Consider the following 16,070-nt stretch of genomic DNA (forward strand, 5'->3'; position numbering starts at 1 on the left):
CCATGATCGTGCAAACCCGCCCGACAGGCTTTTCCGACATCGTCGGCGGCGCGAGCCTGGAGACATTGGCGACCGGCTTCGGCTTCCTCGAAGGGCCGGTCTGGCATCCTTACGAGAAATGGCTGGTGTTCAGCGACATCCCCAACAGCCGGATGTATCGCAGGAGCCCGGCCGGCGTCATCGAGACCTTCCGCGATCCCAGCAATATGGCGAACGGCAACACGCTTGACCGCCAGGGACGGCTGCTGTCCTGCGAGCACGCCACCAGCCGCGTCACGCGGACGAGGCAGGACGGCAGCAGCGAGGTTCTCGTCACCCACTATGGCGAGAAGGCGCTCAACAGCCCGAACGATATCGTGGTGGCCGCCGACGGCTCGATCTATTTCACCGATCCCAATTATGGCCGGCGCGACTATTTCGGCGTCAGGCGGGCGCAGGAACTCGCCTTTCAGGGCGTCTACCGGCTCGACGCCGCCGGCCTCATCCTGCTGGCGGACGATTTCGCCCAACCCAACGGCCTGTGCTTCTCGCTCGATGGCTCACGGCTCTTCGTCAACGATACCGAACGTCGGCACATCAGGGTGTTCAACGTCGAGGCCAATGGTCATCTTGGCGGCGGGGCCGTCTGGGCGGAGACAAAAGGCAACGGGCCGGGAGCCCCCGACGGCATGAAGATCGACAGCTGCGGCAATCTCTATTGCTGCGGGCCAGGCGGCATTCATGTCTTCGACCCGTCCGGTGATATAGTGGGGGTGATCGCGACACCGGAACCCTGCGCCAACTTCACCTTCGGGGACGATGACTTTCGCAGCCTGTTCATTACCGCATCCAGCACCTTGCACCGCTTGCGGGTGCGCGTGCCGGGACTGAGATTGTTCTGAGCCGACAGGGTCGGCCCAGCTCCAAATAACCTCCGGTCCAACCGGCGGCGCACGGCGCTCCAGCGCCACAACTGAAGCTGCCGGCAGCCAAGCCGGCATGACGATCAAAAACGGGAGGACGTCGAAATGAAGAAGCTACTTGTCCTGAGCGCGCTCGCCAGCGTTCTCGTCTCCACCACCGCTCTTGCCGACACCAGCGGCAAGAAGATCGCCTTCTCCAACAACTATGCCGGCAATTCCTGGCGCCAGGCCATGCTCAAGAGCTATGGCGCCGTCACCCAGAAGGCGGTTGCCGACAAGGTCGTCGCCGCGGCCGATGTCTTCACCACGGCCGACAAGGAAGTGCCGACCCAGGCCGCGCAGATCCAGAACCTGATCCTGCAGGGCTATGACGCCATCGTCATCAATGCCGCCTCCCCGGATGCGCTCAACGGCGCCATCAAGCAGGCCTGCGACGCCGGCATCGTGGTGGTGTCCTTCGACGGCATCGTCACCGAGCCCTGCGCCTATCGCGTGGTCGTCGACTTCAAGGCCATGGGTAATGCAGAAGTCGCCCAGATGGCCAAGTTCCAGCCCAAGGGTGGCAACCTGCTGGAGATCCGCGGCCTCGCCGGCACTTCCATCGACGATGCCATCCATGCCGGCATCCTCGAGGGTGTCGCCGCCAATCCGCAGTTCAAGATCGTCAGCTCGGTAACCGGCGACTGGGACCAGACCACGGCCCAGAAGGCGGTGGCAACCGTGCTGCCCTCGCTGCCGGACATCATCGGCGTAGTCGACCAGGGCGGTGATGGTTATGGCGCGGCACAGGCCATTGCCGCCGCCGGCAAGCCGCGCCCGACCATCATCATGGGCAACCGCCAGGATGAATTGCAATGGTGGAAGGAGCAGAAGGATAAGGATGGCTACACCACCTGGTCCGCCTCCATCGCGCCGGGCGTGTCGAGCCTTGCCTTCTGGGTAGCCCAGCAGGTGCTGGACGGGCGCAAGGATATCCCGCACGATCTGCTCGTGCCCTATCTCGCCTTCACCCAGGAGAATTTCGAGGCGGCTCTGCCCACCATTGAGAAGGGCGGCGTCGCCAGCCACGAATACACCCAGGACGAGGCCCTGGCCGCCATCAAGGCGAACATCAAGTGAGGCTGCGGTCCTCGGCGCAGCATCGACCACTAGAGCAAAACGCGTTTAAGCGTAAACGCCCTTTTACTCTAACTCTTTGTGTCGACGCGTCTTTGCGATTCTTGCCGATGCCGTCAAATCGCAAAGCGCTATGGTGAGCAAGGAGCGAGCGTGCCGGCCGAGGTAAGCAGAACCATCATCAGACTTGACGGCGCCGAGAAGCATTTCGGCGCCGTTCGCGCCCTCGACGGGGTCAACTTCGCCGTCGCCGAGGGCGAATGCATCGGGCTCGTCGGCCATAACGGCGCCGGCAAGTCGACGCTGATGCACATGATCGCCGGCACGCTGTCGCTGAGCGGCGGGCGCATCACCGTCGGTGATACGGTCGAGGACAATTACTCGATCCTGCGGGCCCAGCAGCGCGGCATACGCTGCGTGTTCCAGGAACTCTCGCTCTGTCCCAACCTTTCGGTGGCGGAGAACACCCGCGTCAGCCACGCCGCACTGCAGGGCCTGCGCTGGCGGCACCGGGCGGCGACCCTGATCTCGGCCAAGCTCGACGAGATCTTTCCCGGTCACGATATTTCGGCTTCCGACGTCGTCAGCGATCTCTCCATCGGCCGGCGGCAGATGGTGGAGATCGCGCGCGCCTTCACCGTCACAGACGCACCGCTCGACCTCGTCATCCTCGACGAACCGACCTCTTCGCTCGATGCCCAGACCGCCAGCCAGTTGCTCGCTTTCGTCCGGCGCTTCGTCGCCGGCGGCAAGAGCTGCATCCTGATCTCCCACATCCTCGGCGAGGTACTGGAGAATACCGACCGCATCGTGGTGATGCGCGACGGCAAGGTGGTGGTCGCCGATGCGGCCAAATCCTTCAATCGCGCTCGGCTGGTGGCGGCAATGGGCTCCGTCGAGCCGCGCCAGAAGGCCATCACTGCGGCTGCCATCGGGCGGGCAACGAGCCCCGAGCGGGTCCGGGCCCGCCCGGAGCGCCAGACCGATGGCGAGGAACTGGTCGCCCGTGAGGGCGAGATCATCGGGCTTGCCGGGCTCGCCGGCCATGGCCAGACCGATCTGCTCCTGGCCATCTACCGTGCCGCCGAGCGGCGCCGGCCCGGCATAAGCGTGACCGCGCCGGTCGCCCTGGTGGCCGGCGACCGCCAGTCGGACGGCATCTTCCCGCAATGGTCGATCGCCGCCAATATCGGCATCCGCTCTCTGAACCGGCTGCGTAGCGGTCTCCTGATCTCGCCTCGTCGCGAGGCCGACCTCGCTCGGGACTGGCAGAAGAAGATCAAGATCCGCACGCCCGACATGAGCAACAACATCCTCTCGCTGTCCGGTGGGAACCAGCAGAAGGCGCTGTTCGCCCGCGCCCTCGGCTCGGACGCGAAAATCGTTCTGATGGACGACCCGATGCGCGGCGTCGATATCAGCACCAAGCTCGAGGTCTACGACCTCGTGCGGGAGGAGGCGCGCCACGGCCGCACCTTCCTATGGTACACCACGGAAACCGACGAGCTCGACAATTGCGACCATGTCTATGTCTTCCACAATGGCCGCATCGTCGCCAATCTCGCGCGTTCCGAATTGACGGAAGAGCGGATCATCCACTCCTCCTTCAGCGAGGCGGGCTGACATGACGATGCCTGCCGTTCAAGCCAATCCGGTAAACACAAATCCTGGGAGCGCTGCCGCAAGGCGCATGGCGCGGGCGAGACTGCTGCGCACGCTGCTGCCGGCGCTGTCGCTCGCTCTCGTGCTCATCGCCATCGCCTGGCTCAATCCACGCGCCATCAGCTATTTCGGCTTCAATCTGATGCTGAACCTGGCGATCCCCATCGCACTCGCCACCATCGCGCAGATGTTCGTCATCGCCAGCAACGAGCTCGATCTTTCCATCGGGACCTTCGTCGGCTTCGTCGCCTGTGTCACCGCGACTTGGCTGCGGGAGGAGCCCCTGCTCGGCGTCGCCGTGCTGATCGGCGGCATTCTCGTCTACGCCGCCCTCGGCGCGCTGATCCATCTGCGCAACCTGCCATCGATCGTGGTAACGCTCGGCATGAGCTTCGTGTGGCAGGGGCTCGCCATCCTCGTCCTGCCCAAGCCCGGCGGCAAGGCGCCCGACTGGCTTCTTGCCCTTGTCGGCTTCAAGCCGCCCTTCGTGCCCTTCCCGATCCTCGCGGCCGTGCTGATCGCGGTGATCGTGCATTTCGGGCTGATGCGCACCTCCTATGGTGTGATCCTGCGTGGCTCGGGGGGCAATCCGGCTGCGATCGGACGGGCGGGCTGGTCCCTCCTCAAGATCAAGATGTGCCTGTTCGCGCTGACCGGCTTATTCGGCGTGCTCTCCGGCATGGCGCTCATCGGCATCACCACCTCGGCGGATGCCAATATCGGCAATGGCTATACGCTGCTGGCGGTCGCCGGCGTCATCCTCGGTGGGGGCGAGTTCGTCGGCGGCCGCGTCTCGCCGATCGGCGCGGTGATCGGCGCGCTGACGCTGGCGCTCGCCGCCTCGCCGCTGCTCACCTTCATGCGCATTCCGCCGGACTGGCAGGTTGCCGCCAACGGCGCCATCCTCATTATCGTGCTCGCCGCCCGGGCGCTGATCAGCCGAAGGGAGGGATGATCATGGGTTCCCTGAAGCTCCTTTCGGAAAAGCCCTGGCTGTGGTCCTTCGTCGGCGCTCTCGCCGTGTTCCTGGCAACGATTGCCTTCACTGGCGGCTACGGCGCCGGCGGCATGGTTACCGCCGCCCTCGCGCTGGCCGAATTCACGGTGATCGTCGGTGTCGGCCAGATGTTCGTCATCACGCTGGGCCCCGGCAATGTGGACCTGTCGCTGCCGGCCAATATCGGCCTTGCCAGCGCCGTCGCCATGAAGGTGATGGACGGCAGCGACTCCATGGTCGCCATGGGCCTGCTCGCGGCCCTCGCCTGCGGCATGGCGATCGGCATGTGCAACTACCTGTTGATCTGGGCCCTGCGCATTCCGCCGATCATCGCCACCCTGTCCGCAAGCTTCATCATCCAGTCCGTCGACATCAGCTATGGCCGCGGCCTGCAGATCAAGCCGCCACCCGGATTTGCCGACTTCACCAACCTGCAGGTCCTCGGCATTCCCGTCCTCGCCATCGTCGTGATCCTGTTCACCATAACAGCCGCCATTATGCTCCAGCGCATGATCTATGGCCGCTCCGTACTCGCGATCGGGCAGAACATGCGCGCGGCCTGGCTGGCCGGCGTGAAGGTCGGGCGCATCCGCTTCCTCACCTACACGCTCTCGGGCGCTCTCGGGGGCATCGATGGCGCCCTGCTCGCCGGCTATTTCCGGGGCGCCAATGTCGATCTCGGCAATGAATATCTCCTGTCCTCGCTCGCCGTGGTGGTGATCGGCGGCACCTCGGTGGCCGGCGGGAAGGCCAACATCCCCGGCATCTGGGGAGCCGCCCTCTTCCTGGTGCTGCTCCTCACTATGCTCAACACGTTCGGGGTGAGCGCGGGCGTGCGCCTGGTCCTCACGGGTGCGATCATCGTCGGCGTCATCACGGCGGCGGGCGGACAGAAGGCGCAGAGGTAGCTCCATTCGCGGGAACGAGAAATCCGGTCCTACCTGAACGCATTTTGCTTCAGGCAGCGGCTTCCTCGGCAAACTCCACGCCATAGTCCTTGAGGGCCGATCTGATGCGGACAATCTCCGTTGTGAGGATATTTTCCAGGCCGGATACCAGCAGAGCCGTAACCTGAGGCCTCACGATGCGCTCCATCGGCCGATTGGACCGGGTCGTGTAGACCAAGCGAAATTCGGGTGTCTGGCGTATTTCCTTGAGAGCTATTTCAAGCTCGTCCAGTTCCTCGAAGAGACCGGCGATACGAAGAAAATCTTCTCTCTTCATGGGATGGATCTTTCGTTGACAGCTCACTCGCGTCTTCGACTGACGTCGAATGTCCGTTACTGGCCGGCGTCTCTTTCGACGTGATAACTTTGACGAGGTGTCGAAGTTCCGCCCGACTCCCGGCGTGGCGACGCTGACCAGGGCTCGCTGTCAAAAGCAGGGCCATCCGGCACCCCAAGCCCTTAACACTCAAAGCCCGCTCTGTTTAATCGGTGACGACGCACCTCCACCCAGCAGTGGTGAATGGCGTGCGCACGGCCGCGAGGCAGGGCCGTCGCATTGTCCCATAAGAGCCGTGATCGCCCGCAATCTTCGGTGGAAACCTCGACCGCTTGCGGAACACCACCGCCTTGCCGGCGTTGAACTCGCGTCAACCATCAGGTCGCAACGCGTTGCTTGGACAATTCATGACTTTGATCTCCGGGCGGAATGGAGCAGAAGTGAGTCCGCACGAGATCCCGCGTACGACGCCGGATTCCCGAATGCCCCCGAGCTTGTTCGGTTTTGTCATTCGGGTCTCCGGCAAACATCAGATCTGGATCGGGCTGCTGGCGGTCCTGTTGTTCATCGCGGACACCGTGCCGCTCGAAGTGCAACGACGCCTTGTCAATTCCGCGGTCAAGGGCGGCGACTTCAAGATCGTGCTGATGCTGGCGATCTTGTTTGCCGTTCTGGCCCTGGTGCAGGGCCTCCTCAAGATCGGTCTCAATCTCTATCGGAACTGGGCCGGGGAATCCGCGGTGCGGTGGCTTCGCAACGAGATCTCACGCGTCGCCCAGCAGCCCGACTCTGTGCTGCCCTCGGGCAAGGCAGGCGGGGTCGAGATCGCCATGGTCGTCGCGGAGGTCGATCCGATCGGAGGCTTCGTCGGGTCGAGCTTCTCCGACCCCATTCTCCAGTCTGGCGTGCTTATCTCGGTTTTCGGCTATCTCATCTACCTCCAGCCACTCATGGCTCTCGTCGGCATTCTCGTTTTCCTGCCGCAATGTTTCCTGGTGCCGTGGATGCAGGGCGCCATAAACCGGCGGGTCGGGGCGCGCATCTGGGTGTTGCGCAAGATCAGCGTGATGCTCGTCGATACCGCCGAGCGCGACGAGAGCACCAACCATTCCCAGTCCAGGCGTGTCGACCAGGTCTTTCGTCTGAACATGAGCATCTACAAGCTCAAATTCGCGCTCAACTTCGCGATGAATTGGCTGAGCGCCCTGGGAACGGCGGTCATCCTGGGTATTGGCGGCTATCTCGTCGTCAATGGACAAACGGAAATAGGCACCGTTGTCGCTTTCGTCTCCGGGCTTGCCAAGATCAACGACCCGTGGGGAGACCTCGTGAATTGGTACCGCGACTATCGCGTCATCCAGGCGCGCTATCATCTGGTTGCGACCGCGATGCGCACCGTCGGCGCGGAAGAAGAGGTGCCTGACACATCTCGCCCATCTTCAACGCCGGAACGGTGAGCAGCGGCTCGCCGGGCATGGCGGAAACCCAACCAGGTTTCCGGGAACGAAGACGAACGGAATTCTCCCCTCATCCACTCCCAGCTTGGCGGAGCAGGCAACCACTGCTATTGAACTCCTCAACGAAAATGAAAGTATTGACGGTCAACGATGTTATCGTTTTGATTCGACACGGACTTTCGAAACGCCATTCGTATGGCGATTACGTACGGCATGAAGCAAATACCAGCCTTCAACGCCAGAGAGAGACTGCAGGCCAATGAATAATATAACGATAAAGAACCGCATTCTCTTAAGCTTTGCAATAATTCTGGTAATTCTCTCCATCATGGCGATTGCCATCTATTATTGGCTTCAGCAGATTGAAAACGAAGCCAACACCTTGGAGTCCAGCACGGTTCCGGCTCTGTATTACAGTGCGCAACTACAATCCTCCTGGGCACAGGCCTTCGGCCTCGTCGAGGAATTCGCGCTGCAGGATAACGCGTCGGACCGGGCGCGGATCGCCAACCAGATCAAGGCGAACCAGGACAATTTGCGTCAGCTGATATCGAAGTACAAGACCACGATAGACACTGATCAGGACCAAAAGAACTACGATACCGTAGCGAATATCGCCAATCAGTTGCTTCCTGCAGAAGATGCAGTTCTGCAGCGTGGGCTCGCCGCCGATGCGTCAGGCGTCGTAGCGGATGTGCGAGCGGATATTCGAGACCGGCTGAAAGGACCTTATACCGATATCGGAACAGCCCTCGGAGCGATGTTCAATTACAATAGGGGCGAATCCGACAATTCAAGCCGGCGTATCGCGGATGCGGTCTATGTGGCCCTCTATGGCCTGGTTATCGGCTTTCTTGCCGCGCTCATCCTGTCCCTGTTGTGCGGGTATCTTCTCTTCCGCGCAGTGATGACGCCGCTTGGCCGATTGCTCGGAACCGTCGATACTCTGCGTCAAGGCGATTTCAGCGAGCGCCTCGATCTGGGCCGGCAGGACGAATTCAGCACTCTGGGCGCCGGCTTCAATTCCATGGCCGACGACCTCACCAATCTCATCGGTCAGGTGCAGAAATCCAGCATCCAGGTCAACACGTCGATCACCGAAGTCGCCGCGACATCGAAGGAGCAGCAGGCAACCGCCCACGAGATCGCCGCGACGACGACGGAAATCGGCGCGACGGCCAAGGAGATTTCAGCGACTTCGAACGAACTCGCGCGCTCCATGCAGGAGTTGTCGGCCGTAGCCGAACAGACGGCGACGCTGGCAGGAGGCGGGCAGGCAGGCCTGTCGCGCATGGAAGCGACCATGAGGCATGTGGTGGATGCTGCAGCCGCCATCAACGCCAAGCTTGCCGTTCTCAGTGAGAAGGCCGGCAACATCAACCAGATGGTCACCACGATCACGAAGGTGGCCGACCAGACCAACCTCCTGTCGCTCAACGCGGCGATCGAGGCTGAAAAGGCCGGGCAGTACGGACGTGGCTTTGCGGTCGTCGCCACCGAAATTCGCCGTCTCGCCGACCAGACCGCGGGCTCCACCTACGACATCGAGCAGATGGTAAAGGATATCCAGTCTGCCGTTGCCGCCGGCGTCATGGGCATGGACAAGTTTTCGGAAGAAGTCCGCCGCGGCATGTCCGAGGTTCAGGAGGTCGGAGGCCGGCTGTCCGAAATCATCGATCAGGTCCAGGGGCTGGTTCCTCGGTTCGAGGTGGCCAATGAGGGCATGCAAGCCCAGGCTGCGGGCGCCGTCCAGATCAGCGAAGCCCTGGTGCAATTGAGCGAGGCAGCCCAACAGACCGTCGAGTCCCTCCAGCAATCGACCATCGCGATCGACGAATTGAACCAGGTCTCAAGCGGGCTGCGCACAAGTATTTCGCGGTTCAAGCTGAGGGCATGACCGGGTGTCGCTATCGACAGGCCAGGACTGAACGATGCTCTTCCTGATGTTCCATCTCAACAAGGACCGTTATGTTCTCGATGTCGAACAGATCGAGGAAGTGCTGCCTTGTATTGCTGTCAAGGCCATTCCAGGCACGCCGCATGGTGTCGCCGGTGCGATCAACTATCACGGCCGACCGGTACCGTTGATCGACCTCAGCCTCCTGGCGCTTGGCCGCCCATGCGAGGAGGTGATGAGCACGCGCACCATCCTGGTCCGCTATCCGTCCGCGCAGGGCGAGCCGCGTCTCCTCGGGCTGCTTGCCGAGCGCGCAACCGAAATTCTCGCCCGTGACCTCGATGATTTCGGCCCCTCCGGTATCGATGCCGGGACACCAGCCTATCTGGGGCCCGTCCTGGCAGACGAGCAGGGCCTCATACAGCTGGTGCAGGTGGATGCTCTCCTGCCGGCGGAGATTCGCGATGCGCTGTTTCAGCAGATCGAAGCGGTGGCGTGATGTCGGACGCCGTCGAACTGTTCCTCAAGGAGGCGATCGGTCTCCATAGCGGCACAATCGGCTCCTCCGTGATCGATCACGCCATCAGGCAACGCATGAATGCCTGCAAGATCACCGATATCCAGATCTATCGGCAGCATCTGGTCACATCGGATCATGAACGCCAGGAACTGATCAACGCCGTCGTCGTTCCCGAAACCTGGTTCTTCCGCGACCGCAAGGCCTTCGGGGCAGCCGTGCACCACCTTCGAAGCACCACCGACGTCGGCCGGCCCAAGCGCATCCTGAGCCTCCCCTGCTCGACCGGGGAAGAACCCTTCTCCATGGCCATCTCCTTGTTCGAAGCAGGGTTTGGAGCGGAGGATTTCAGAATTGACGCCGTCGATGTCAGCACACAGAATCTCGAAAAGGCCGAACGGGCCATCTACGGCCGAAATTCGTTTCGCGGCGGCGACCTTGGCTTGTGGGCCGGTTATTTCGACAATGTCGACGTGGGGCTCCAACCGAACGACAGGGTGCGCCGACAGGTCGCCTTTACGCGCGCGAACCTGTTCGAATGGACGCCAGTCCTCGGCGAGAATTGCTATGACGTCATCTTGTGCCGGAACCTCCTGATCTATTTCGATCGTCAGACGCAGGAACGGGCACTTCGCCGGTTGGGAGGCTGGCTCGCACCTAACGGCCTGCTGCTGGTCGGCCCGGGAGAATCCGGCATTCCGACGACCTGCGGATATGCTTCGGTTCGGGCGCCGAGAGCTTTTGCATTTCGCAAAGCCGACCGGCCGCCGACAGTCGCCGCGCCTCTGCCTCTGAGGCGGTCAGCGCAGGGGTCGCGGCTTGCAGCATCCGCGGGCTCGCCCAAGCCGAAGCCGACGGCCGCCGCAAACAAGGCTGCGGTGAAACCCTTCGGCATCCCGCGAACCCCCCATCCCGAAAGCGCCGCACCGCCCGCGGACAGGGCGCCAGCTAGCCTTGCCGCGATCGAGCGGGCCGCCAATACCGGCAGGATGGCGGAAGCAAGGCAGGCGGCCGCCGCTCATTTTGCCGACTTTGGACCGTCGCCGGACATCTTCTACCTGATGGGGCTGATCTGCGACGCGAGCGGGGATGCGAGCGAGGCCATCCAACATTACCGAAAGGCGCTGTACCTGGCGCCCGATCACGCCGAAACTCTCGCACACCTCGCGCTGCTTCTCCAAAGCCGGGGCGATATCCCAGCCGCCAAGGCCCTGAACAGCCGCCTCGCCAAACTTGAGCAAAAGAGGAGCGGGTCATGACAGCCTCAGCCAAGGCCGAACAGCCGACGCCCGGTTCTGCAACTCCGACGAACGCCCCGGTCGCCACTCCAGCGGCGCGAAGCCTGCTCGACCGCCCCCTGCCCGAGGGATATCGCGAAGGATGGGCGCAGCATTTTGCGCGCAACGACCGAGGTGCCGGGAGAGAAGACGACGTTTCGGAGAAATCGCGCACGTTCATGATTTTCCGCATCGGTGAGGAATGGCTGGCATTGCCGGCAGCCATCTTTCACGATGTCGTCGAACCTCGGCCGGTGCACTCCCTTCCCCATCGCCGCGATGCCCTCGTGCTCGGCCTCGTCAATGTTCGCGGCGAATTGCTCGTTTGCGTCTCGCTCGCCCAGCTTCTCCATATCGCGCAATCCACATCCCAGGCGCGCTCGACCCGCGTGGACAATCTTCGGCGCATGGTCGTGATCGGGAGCGAACACCGCCGCATCGTATTTGTCGCCGACGAGGTGCACGGCCTCCAGCGCCGCCATGAAAGCAGCCTCCTGGCCATTCCGGCAACGGTCAGCAAGTCGGCATCGGCATTCACGACCGCCATGCTGGCATGGGAGGACCGGACTGTCGGCTGCCTCGACGCGACGTCGGTGCTGGACATGCTGGATCGGAGCCTTGCATGAGCGGGGAGGATTTCAGCCAATTCTCGATGCTGGACCTGTTTCGAGCCGAACTCGAGACGCAATCCCATGCCCTGACGACCGGCCTGCTTGCGCTCGAGCGCAATCCAAGCGCGGCCGATCACCTCGAAGCGTGCATGCGCTCTGCGCATTCTCTCAAGGGCGCCGCGCGCATCATCAATTTCATGCCCGCAGTCGCGGTGACGCATGCGATGGAGGAGTGCTTCGTTGCGGCCCAACGCGGGCAGATCCGACTGGGACGGGGCCATATCGATATCCTCTTGAAAGGGGTCGACCTTCTCGCTTCGCTCGCATCGCAATCGGAACTGGACACCGACGAAGACGCGCCGGAGATCACGGATTTTGTCGATGCCTTGGAGCAGGCGTCCGCGCCCGCTCGGCCGGAGGAAGCCCCGCCTGTTCCGGCAGCACAGCCCTCGCGCGCCCTCGCTTCGGCAAGGCCGGAGCCTGTCGAACCCAGCATTCCGGCTTCCGGCGGTGCGGGGCCGGATCGCATCGTCAGGCTCACAGCAGGCAGCCTCAACCGGCTGCTCGGGCTCGCCGGTGAGGCGTTGATCGAGGCGAGGCGTCTGCGGCCATTCGCCGACAGTCTCGTTCGGCTCAAGCGCCTGCAAGTGGATCTCGGCAGGGCGTTCGACTCCCTGAACCTCGGCCTGGCGGAGAATGCGGACAGCGAACAAACCCTGCCGGCACTTGCGAATGCGCAGCAGAAGCTCGTGGCCATGCAGGAATTCCTGGCAAAGCGTCTCAACGAGCTGGACTCGATCGACAGGCGTGTAACCGACCTTGCCAACAGGCTCTACGACGAGACGCTGGCCAGCCGCATGCGGCCCTTCGAGGACGGCGTCAAACAATATTCGCGCATGGTCCGCGATCTCGGCATGGCTCTGGGCAAGATGGTTCGGCTGGAGATCGTCGGCGGCTCGACCACCATCGACAGCGATATCCTGGAACAGCTCGACGCGCCGCTCGGGCATCTGTTGCGCAATGCCGTGGATCACGGGATCGAGACACCCGTCGAACGCCTGGCCGCCGGCAAGCCCGAAGAAGCCTGCATTCGGCTCGAGGCCCGACACAGTGCGGGTCGCCTGCAGGTCATCGCTTCCGACGACGGCAAGGGCATCGATCTTTCTGCCCTGCGGGACCGGATCGTTTCGCGGCAGCTCGCAAGCCGGGAGTCGGTTGTAAGCCTCAGCGAAGAGGAGCTTTTGGAATTTCTGTTCCTCCCGGGCTTCTCCCTCAAGGCCGAGGTGAGCGATATTTCCGGGCGCGGCGTCGGGCTCGACGCGGTCAGGGCCATGGCCAAGCAGGTCGGCGGTTTCGTCACCCTCACTTCGAAGCTGGGCATCGGAAGCAGTTTCCAGCTCGAGTTACCACTGACGCGGTCGGTGGCGCGCACTCTGCTCGTCGAGATCGACAGGGAGCCCTACGCCTTTCCGCTCGTCGGCATCGTGCGCGCGCTGAATGTGCCGCGTGAAAGGGTCGAGCTTGTCGAGGGCCGGCCGCATTTCCGCTTCGAGGATCGGCAGATCGGCCTGATCACCGCGCACGAGGTGCTGGAACGTACCGAATGGCAGCCGGAGGGAAGCGAGCTTTCCGTCATCCTCATCGGCGATCGCGACGAGATCTACGGCGTGATCGTCGATCGTTTCGTGGGCGAGCGGGAACTCGTCATACGGCCCCTGGATCCCCGTCTCGCCAAGGTCAGGGATATCAGCGCCGCGGCGCTGATGGACGATGGTTCGCCCGTGCTCATCATCGATGTCGAAGATCTTCTTCGTTCCATCGAGAAGCTCGCGTCCTCCAGGCAGCTTCGCACGCTCAGCCGGGCTTCGGACGGTGCCGCGCGCAAGCAACGCAAGCGCGTCCTCGTCGTCGATGATTCCCTCACGGTGCGCGAGCTCGAGCGCAAATTGCTCGATCAGCGCGGCTATCACGTCGAGGTCGCCGTCGACGGCATGGATGGGTGGAACGCCGTGCGCTCGGACCCGTTCGACCTCGTGGTCACCGATGTCGACATGCCACGCATGGACGGCATCGAGCTTGTGAAGTTGATCAAGAGCGACGGGCGGCTCAGCGGGGTGCCCGTGATGATCGTCTCCTACAAGGACCGGGAGGAGGATCGCCGCCGCGGTCTCGATGCCGGTGCGGATTACTACCTGGCGAAGGGAAGCTTCCACGACGAGACGCTGATCCGTGCGGTGGCCGATCTCATCGGGGAGGCCAACGAATGACGCTGCGAATGGGTGTTCGATCATGAGAATTGCCATCGTCAATGATCTGCCCATGGCAGTCGAGCTGCTCCGGCGCACTCTGTCGATCACGGCCGAGCATCAGGTCGCATGGATCGCCACAAATGGGCGGGAGGCCGTGGAGGCCTGCGCGCTTGACCTGCCCGATCTGATCCTGATGGATCTGACCATGCCGGAGATGGGCGGTGTCGAGGCCACGCGGCGGATCATGGCCGCAACCCCCTGCGCGATCCTCGTGGTGACCGCGAGCATCGACGCGAACATTCCCGAGGTTTACGACGCGATGGGCTACGGCGCGCTCGACGCCGTCGAGGTGCCGACGATCGGCGCAGACGGGGGAACGTCTGTCCAGGCGCAGCTCTTCCTGACCAAGATCGCCAACATCGAAAGGCTCATCAAGGATAGTCCGCTGGCCAGGGGAAACGGGAAGAAGTCTCCCTCCTCCTTCTCCCTCGCGCGGCGCCTTATTGCGATCGGGGCTTCGGCCGGCGGACCTGCCGCCGTCGCCGGCGTGCTCAGCAAGCTGCCCAGGGACCTGCCGGCCGCCATCGTGGTGATCCAGCATGTCGATGCGCAGTTCGTTCCCGGCCTGGTGACATGGCTCAGCCAGCACACGGCCCTGCCCATTCGCCCCGCAAAGGATGGCGACCGCCTGGAGACGGGCACGGTTTTCATCGCGGCGACGAACGATCACCTCGCGTTCAAATCGACGGGCGAGCTGAAATACACGCCTGAGCCCCTGAACAACCTCTACCGGCCCTCGGTGGATGTGTTCTTCGAGAGCGCAGCCCGGCGATGGCGCGGCGAGATCATCGCCGCCTTGCTGACCGGAATGGGACGCGACGGTGCCAGAGGGCTGAAGCTCCTGCGCGAGAAAGGGCATCTGACGATTGCCCAGGATGCCGCGACGAGCGCCGTCTACGGGATGCCCAAGGCCGCGGCGGCGATCGAAGCGGCTGTCGAGATTTTACCACTCGATCTCATAGCGCCCCGCCTCATCCAGGCCTGTGGCCACCATGGTTGAAGGACCCTAGCCCATGTCGGACGTGCCCATGTCGGAAGATCCCGATCTCGATCTGGAACTCGTGCCCCCTCCTGCCGACAAATACCTGTCGATGGTCCTGCTCATCGACGATCAGATGATCATTTGCGAGGCGGTGCGCCGCGCTCTGGCCGGCCAGGCCGAGCTCGACTTCCACTATTGCACCAATCCGCTCGACGCCATCAGGATCGCAAATGAGACCAAGCCCACGGTGATCCTGCAGGATCTCGTGATGCCCGGCATGGATGGGCTCGACCTCGTCCGCGCGTATCGCCAGAATCCGGCGACACAGGCCGTGCCCGTCATCGTGCTTTCCGCGAAGGATGAACCGGCCATCAAGGGTGAGGCCTTCAACGCCGGAGCCAACGACTATCTCGTCAAGCTGCCGGACCGTATCGAACTGATCGCCCGTATCCGCTATCACACCCGCGCCTATCTCGACCATGTGCAGCGCAACCAGGCCTATCGCGCCCTGCGCGAAAGTCAGCGCCAGTTGATCAAGGCCAATCTCGAGCTTGAGCGCCTGACGCGGATCGACGGGCTGACCTCCCTCGGCAACCGGCGCTATTTCGACGAGTATCTCAGCCTGGAATGGATGCGCGGGCGGCGCAAGCAAACGCCGCTCTCGGTCTTGATGATCGATGTCGACAACTTCAAGCGATACAATGATTCCTACGGCCATCTCGCCGGAGACGAGGCACTGAAGCGCGTTGCCCGGGTGATCCAGGACAGCCTGAGCCGGGCGACGGACCTGGCTGCCCGGTTCGGCGGCGAGGAATTCGTCGCAGTCCTGGTCAATGGATCGGAGACGGGAGCCAATCAGATTGCGGAGAAGATGGTACAGGCAGTCCGCGACCTTCGGATTCCCCATGGCGAGGGATGCGTGACCATCAGCATCGGCGTGGCCAACGCACTGCCCGGTGAGGAAAACTCCGCCGGGGAATTGTTGCATAATGCGGACCAGGCGCTGTTTCGGGCCAAAATGAAAGGCAGAGATCGGGTCGTGTCCTACGAGTCTCTGGACGAAAAGAAAGAATAAGCTGTTGGGTGAGCCGCGAGTATAGGTCGGACAGCGAAGCCACG

The 16,070-nt window shown here is 62.8% G+C and carries 14 protein-coding genes; 13 read left to right on the forward strand and 1 reads right to left on the reverse strand.

Annotation, left to right across the window (positions count from 1 at the left end):
• Positions 1 to 2 precede the first annotated feature (2 nt).
• The 5 genes from ACMDCR_RS26785 to ACMDCR_RS26805 all read left to right on the forward strand — a co-directional run bounded on the left by ACMDCR_RS26785 (position 3) and on the right by ACMDCR_RS26805 (position 5,585).
• Positions 3 to 881 (forward strand): SMP-30/gluconolactonase/LRE family protein, encoded by an 879-nt coding sequence (locus ACMDCR_RS26785; protein ID WP_413989529.1) that lies wholly within the window; start codon positions 3 to 5, stop codon positions 879 to 881.
• A gap of 126 nt (positions 882 to 1,007) precedes the next feature.
• Positions 1,008 to 2,021 carry a substrate-binding domain-containing protein gene (locus tag ACMDCR_RS26790; protein ID WP_413989530.1) on the forward strand — a complete coding sequence of 338 codons (1,014 nt, stop codon included), beginning with the start codon at positions 1,008 to 1,010 and terminating at the stop codon, positions 2,019 to 2,021.
• 150 nt (positions 2,022 to 2,171) lie between these two features.
• Positions 2,172 to 3,641, forward strand: a complete 1,470-nt coding sequence (locus ACMDCR_RS26795; RefSeq protein WP_413989531.1) for a sugar ABC transporter ATP-binding protein — start codon at positions 2,172 to 2,174, stop codon at positions 3,639 to 3,641.
• 67 nt (positions 3,642 to 3,708) lie between these two features.
• Positions 3,709 to 4,635 carry an ABC transporter permease gene (locus ACMDCR_RS26800; protein ID WP_413993742.1) on the forward strand — a complete coding sequence of 309 codons (927 nt, stop codon included), beginning with the start codon at positions 3,709 to 3,711 and terminating at the stop codon, positions 4,633 to 4,635.
• Between the two features lie 2 nt (positions 4,636 to 4,637).
• Positions 4,638 to 5,585 carry an ABC transporter permease gene (locus ACMDCR_RS26805; protein ID WP_413989532.1) on the forward strand — a complete coding sequence of 316 codons (948 nt, stop codon included), beginning with the start codon at positions 4,638 to 4,640 and terminating at the stop codon, positions 5,583 to 5,585.
• A gap of 49 nt (positions 5,586 to 5,634) precedes the next feature.
• Here the strand turns inward: ACMDCR_RS26805 and ACMDCR_RS26810 are convergent, their stop codons facing one another.
• Positions 5,635 to 5,901 (reverse strand): hypothetical protein, encoded by a 267-nt coding sequence (locus ACMDCR_RS26810; protein WP_413989533.1) that lies wholly within the window; start codon positions 5,899 to 5,901, stop codon positions 5,635 to 5,637.
• Between the two features lie 482 nt (positions 5,902 to 6,383).
• On the opposite strand from ACMDCR_RS26810, the gene ACMDCR_RS26815 reads away from it, so the two are divergent.
• The 8 genes from ACMDCR_RS26815 (at position 6,384) to ACMDCR_RS26850 (ending at position 16,026) form a co-directional block, all read left to right on the forward strand.
• Entirely contained in the window at positions 6,384 to 7,358 is a 975-nt protein-coding gene (locus tag ACMDCR_RS26815; protein ID WP_413989534.1) for an ABC transporter transmembrane domain-containing protein, read from the forward strand.
• 259 nt (positions 7,359 to 7,617) lie between these two features.
• Positions 7,618 to 9,255: a methyl-accepting chemotaxis protein gene (locus ACMDCR_RS26820; protein ID WP_413989535.1), complete on the forward strand. Its 1,638-nt coding sequence runs from the start codon at positions 7,618 to 7,620 to the stop codon at positions 9,253 to 9,255.
• A gap of 34 nt (positions 9,256 to 9,289) precedes the next feature.
• On the forward strand, positions 9,290 to 9,754 hold the full coding sequence (locus tag ACMDCR_RS26825; protein WP_413989536.1) for a chemotaxis protein CheW: 465 nt from the start codon (positions 9,290 to 9,292) through the stop codon (positions 9,752 to 9,754).
• On the forward strand, positions 9,754 to 11,031 hold the full coding sequence (locus ACMDCR_RS26830) for a CheR family methyltransferase (protein ID WP_413989537.1): 1,278 nt from the start codon (positions 9,754 to 9,756) through the stop codon (positions 11,029 to 11,031). The genes ACMDCR_RS26825 and ACMDCR_RS26830 overlap by 1 nt, the downstream gene beginning before the upstream one ends.
• Positions 11,028 to 11,675 carry a chemotaxis protein CheW gene (locus tag ACMDCR_RS26835; protein ID WP_413989538.1) on the forward strand — a complete coding sequence of 216 codons (648 nt, stop codon included), beginning with the start codon at positions 11,028 to 11,030 and terminating at the stop codon, positions 11,673 to 11,675. The genes ACMDCR_RS26830 and ACMDCR_RS26835 overlap by 4 nt, the downstream gene beginning before the upstream one ends.
• A complete protein-coding gene (locus ACMDCR_RS26840) occupies positions 11,672 to 13,927 on the forward strand; it encodes a hybrid sensor histidine kinase/response regulator (RefSeq protein ID WP_413989539.1) in 2,256 nt (751 codons plus the stop codon). The genes ACMDCR_RS26835 and ACMDCR_RS26840 overlap by 4 nt, the downstream gene beginning before the upstream one ends.
• A 22-nt stretch (positions 13,928 to 13,949) precedes the next feature.
• Positions 13,950 to 14,969 (forward strand): chemotaxis response regulator protein-glutamate methylesterase, encoded by a 1,020-nt coding sequence (locus tag ACMDCR_RS26845; RefSeq protein ID WP_413989540.1) that lies wholly within the window; start codon positions 13,950 to 13,952, stop codon positions 14,967 to 14,969.
• A 13-nt stretch (positions 14,970 to 14,982) separates the two neighbouring features.
• The gene (locus tag ACMDCR_RS26850) at positions 14,983 to 16,026 is read left to right on the forward strand and encodes a diguanylate cyclase (RefSeq protein WP_413989541.1); all 1,044 of its coding nucleotides are present in this window, start codon (positions 14,983 to 14,985) and stop codon (positions 16,024 to 16,026) included.
• Positions 16,027 to 16,070: the final 44 nt, after the last annotated feature.

The organism is Labrys okinawensis (genome assembly GCF_047345005.1).
In the GTDB taxonomy this organism is placed as follows: Bacteria; Pseudomonadota; Alphaproteobacteria; order Rhizobiales; family Labraceae; genus Labrys; species Labrys okinawensis.

Excerpts from the sequence above, each read along its gene's own strand:
- ACMDCR_RS26830 (WP_413989537.1), top strand. The coding sequence starts at position 9,754 with ATGTCGGACGCCGTCGAACTGTTCCTCAAGGAGGCGATCGGTCTCCAT.
- ACMDCR_RS26790 (WP_413989530.1), top strand. The coding sequence starts at position 1,008 with ATGAAGAAGCTACTTGTCCTGAGCGCGCTCGCCAGCGTTCTCGTCTCC.
- ACMDCR_RS26850 (WP_413989541.1), top strand. The coding sequence starts at position 14,983 with ATGTCGGACGTGCCCATGTCGGAAGATCCCGATCTCGATCTGGAACTC.
- ACMDCR_RS26785 (WP_413989529.1), top strand. The coding sequence starts at position 3 with ATGATCGTGCAAACCCGCCCGACAGGCTTTTCCGACATCGTCGGCGGC.
- ACMDCR_RS26810 (WP_413989533.1), bottom strand. The coding sequence starts at position 5,901 with ATGAAGAGAGAAGATTTTCTTCGTATCGCCGGTCTCTTCGAGGAACTG.
- ACMDCR_RS26825 (WP_413989536.1), top strand. The coding sequence starts at position 9,290 with ATGCTCTTCCTGATGTTCCATCTCAACAAGGACCGTTATGTTCTCGAT.
- ACMDCR_RS26840 (WP_413989539.1), top strand. The coding sequence starts at position 11,672 with ATGAGCGGGGAGGATTTCAGCCAATTCTCGATGCTGGACCTGTTTCGA.
- ACMDCR_RS26845 (WP_413989540.1), top strand. The coding sequence starts at position 13,950 with ATGAGAATTGCCATCGTCAATGATCTGCCCATGGCAGTCGAGCTGCTC.
- ACMDCR_RS26815 (WP_413989534.1), top strand. The coding sequence starts at position 6,384 with ATGCCCCCGAGCTTGTTCGGTTTTGTCATTCGGGTCTCCGGCAAACAT.
- ACMDCR_RS26820 (WP_413989535.1), top strand. The coding sequence starts at position 7,618 with ATGAATAATATAACGATAAAGAACCGCATTCTCTTAAGCTTTGCAATA.
- ACMDCR_RS26800 (WP_413993742.1), top strand. The coding sequence starts at position 3,709 with ATGGCGCGGGCGAGACTGCTGCGCACGCTGCTGCCGGCGCTGTCGCTC.
- ACMDCR_RS26835 (WP_413989538.1), top strand. The coding sequence starts at position 11,028 with ATGACAGCCTCAGCCAAGGCCGAACAGCCGACGCCCGGTTCTGCAACT.
- ACMDCR_RS26805 (WP_413989532.1), top strand. The coding sequence starts at position 4,638 with ATGGGTTCCCTGAAGCTCCTTTCGGAAAAGCCCTGGCTGTGGTCCTTC.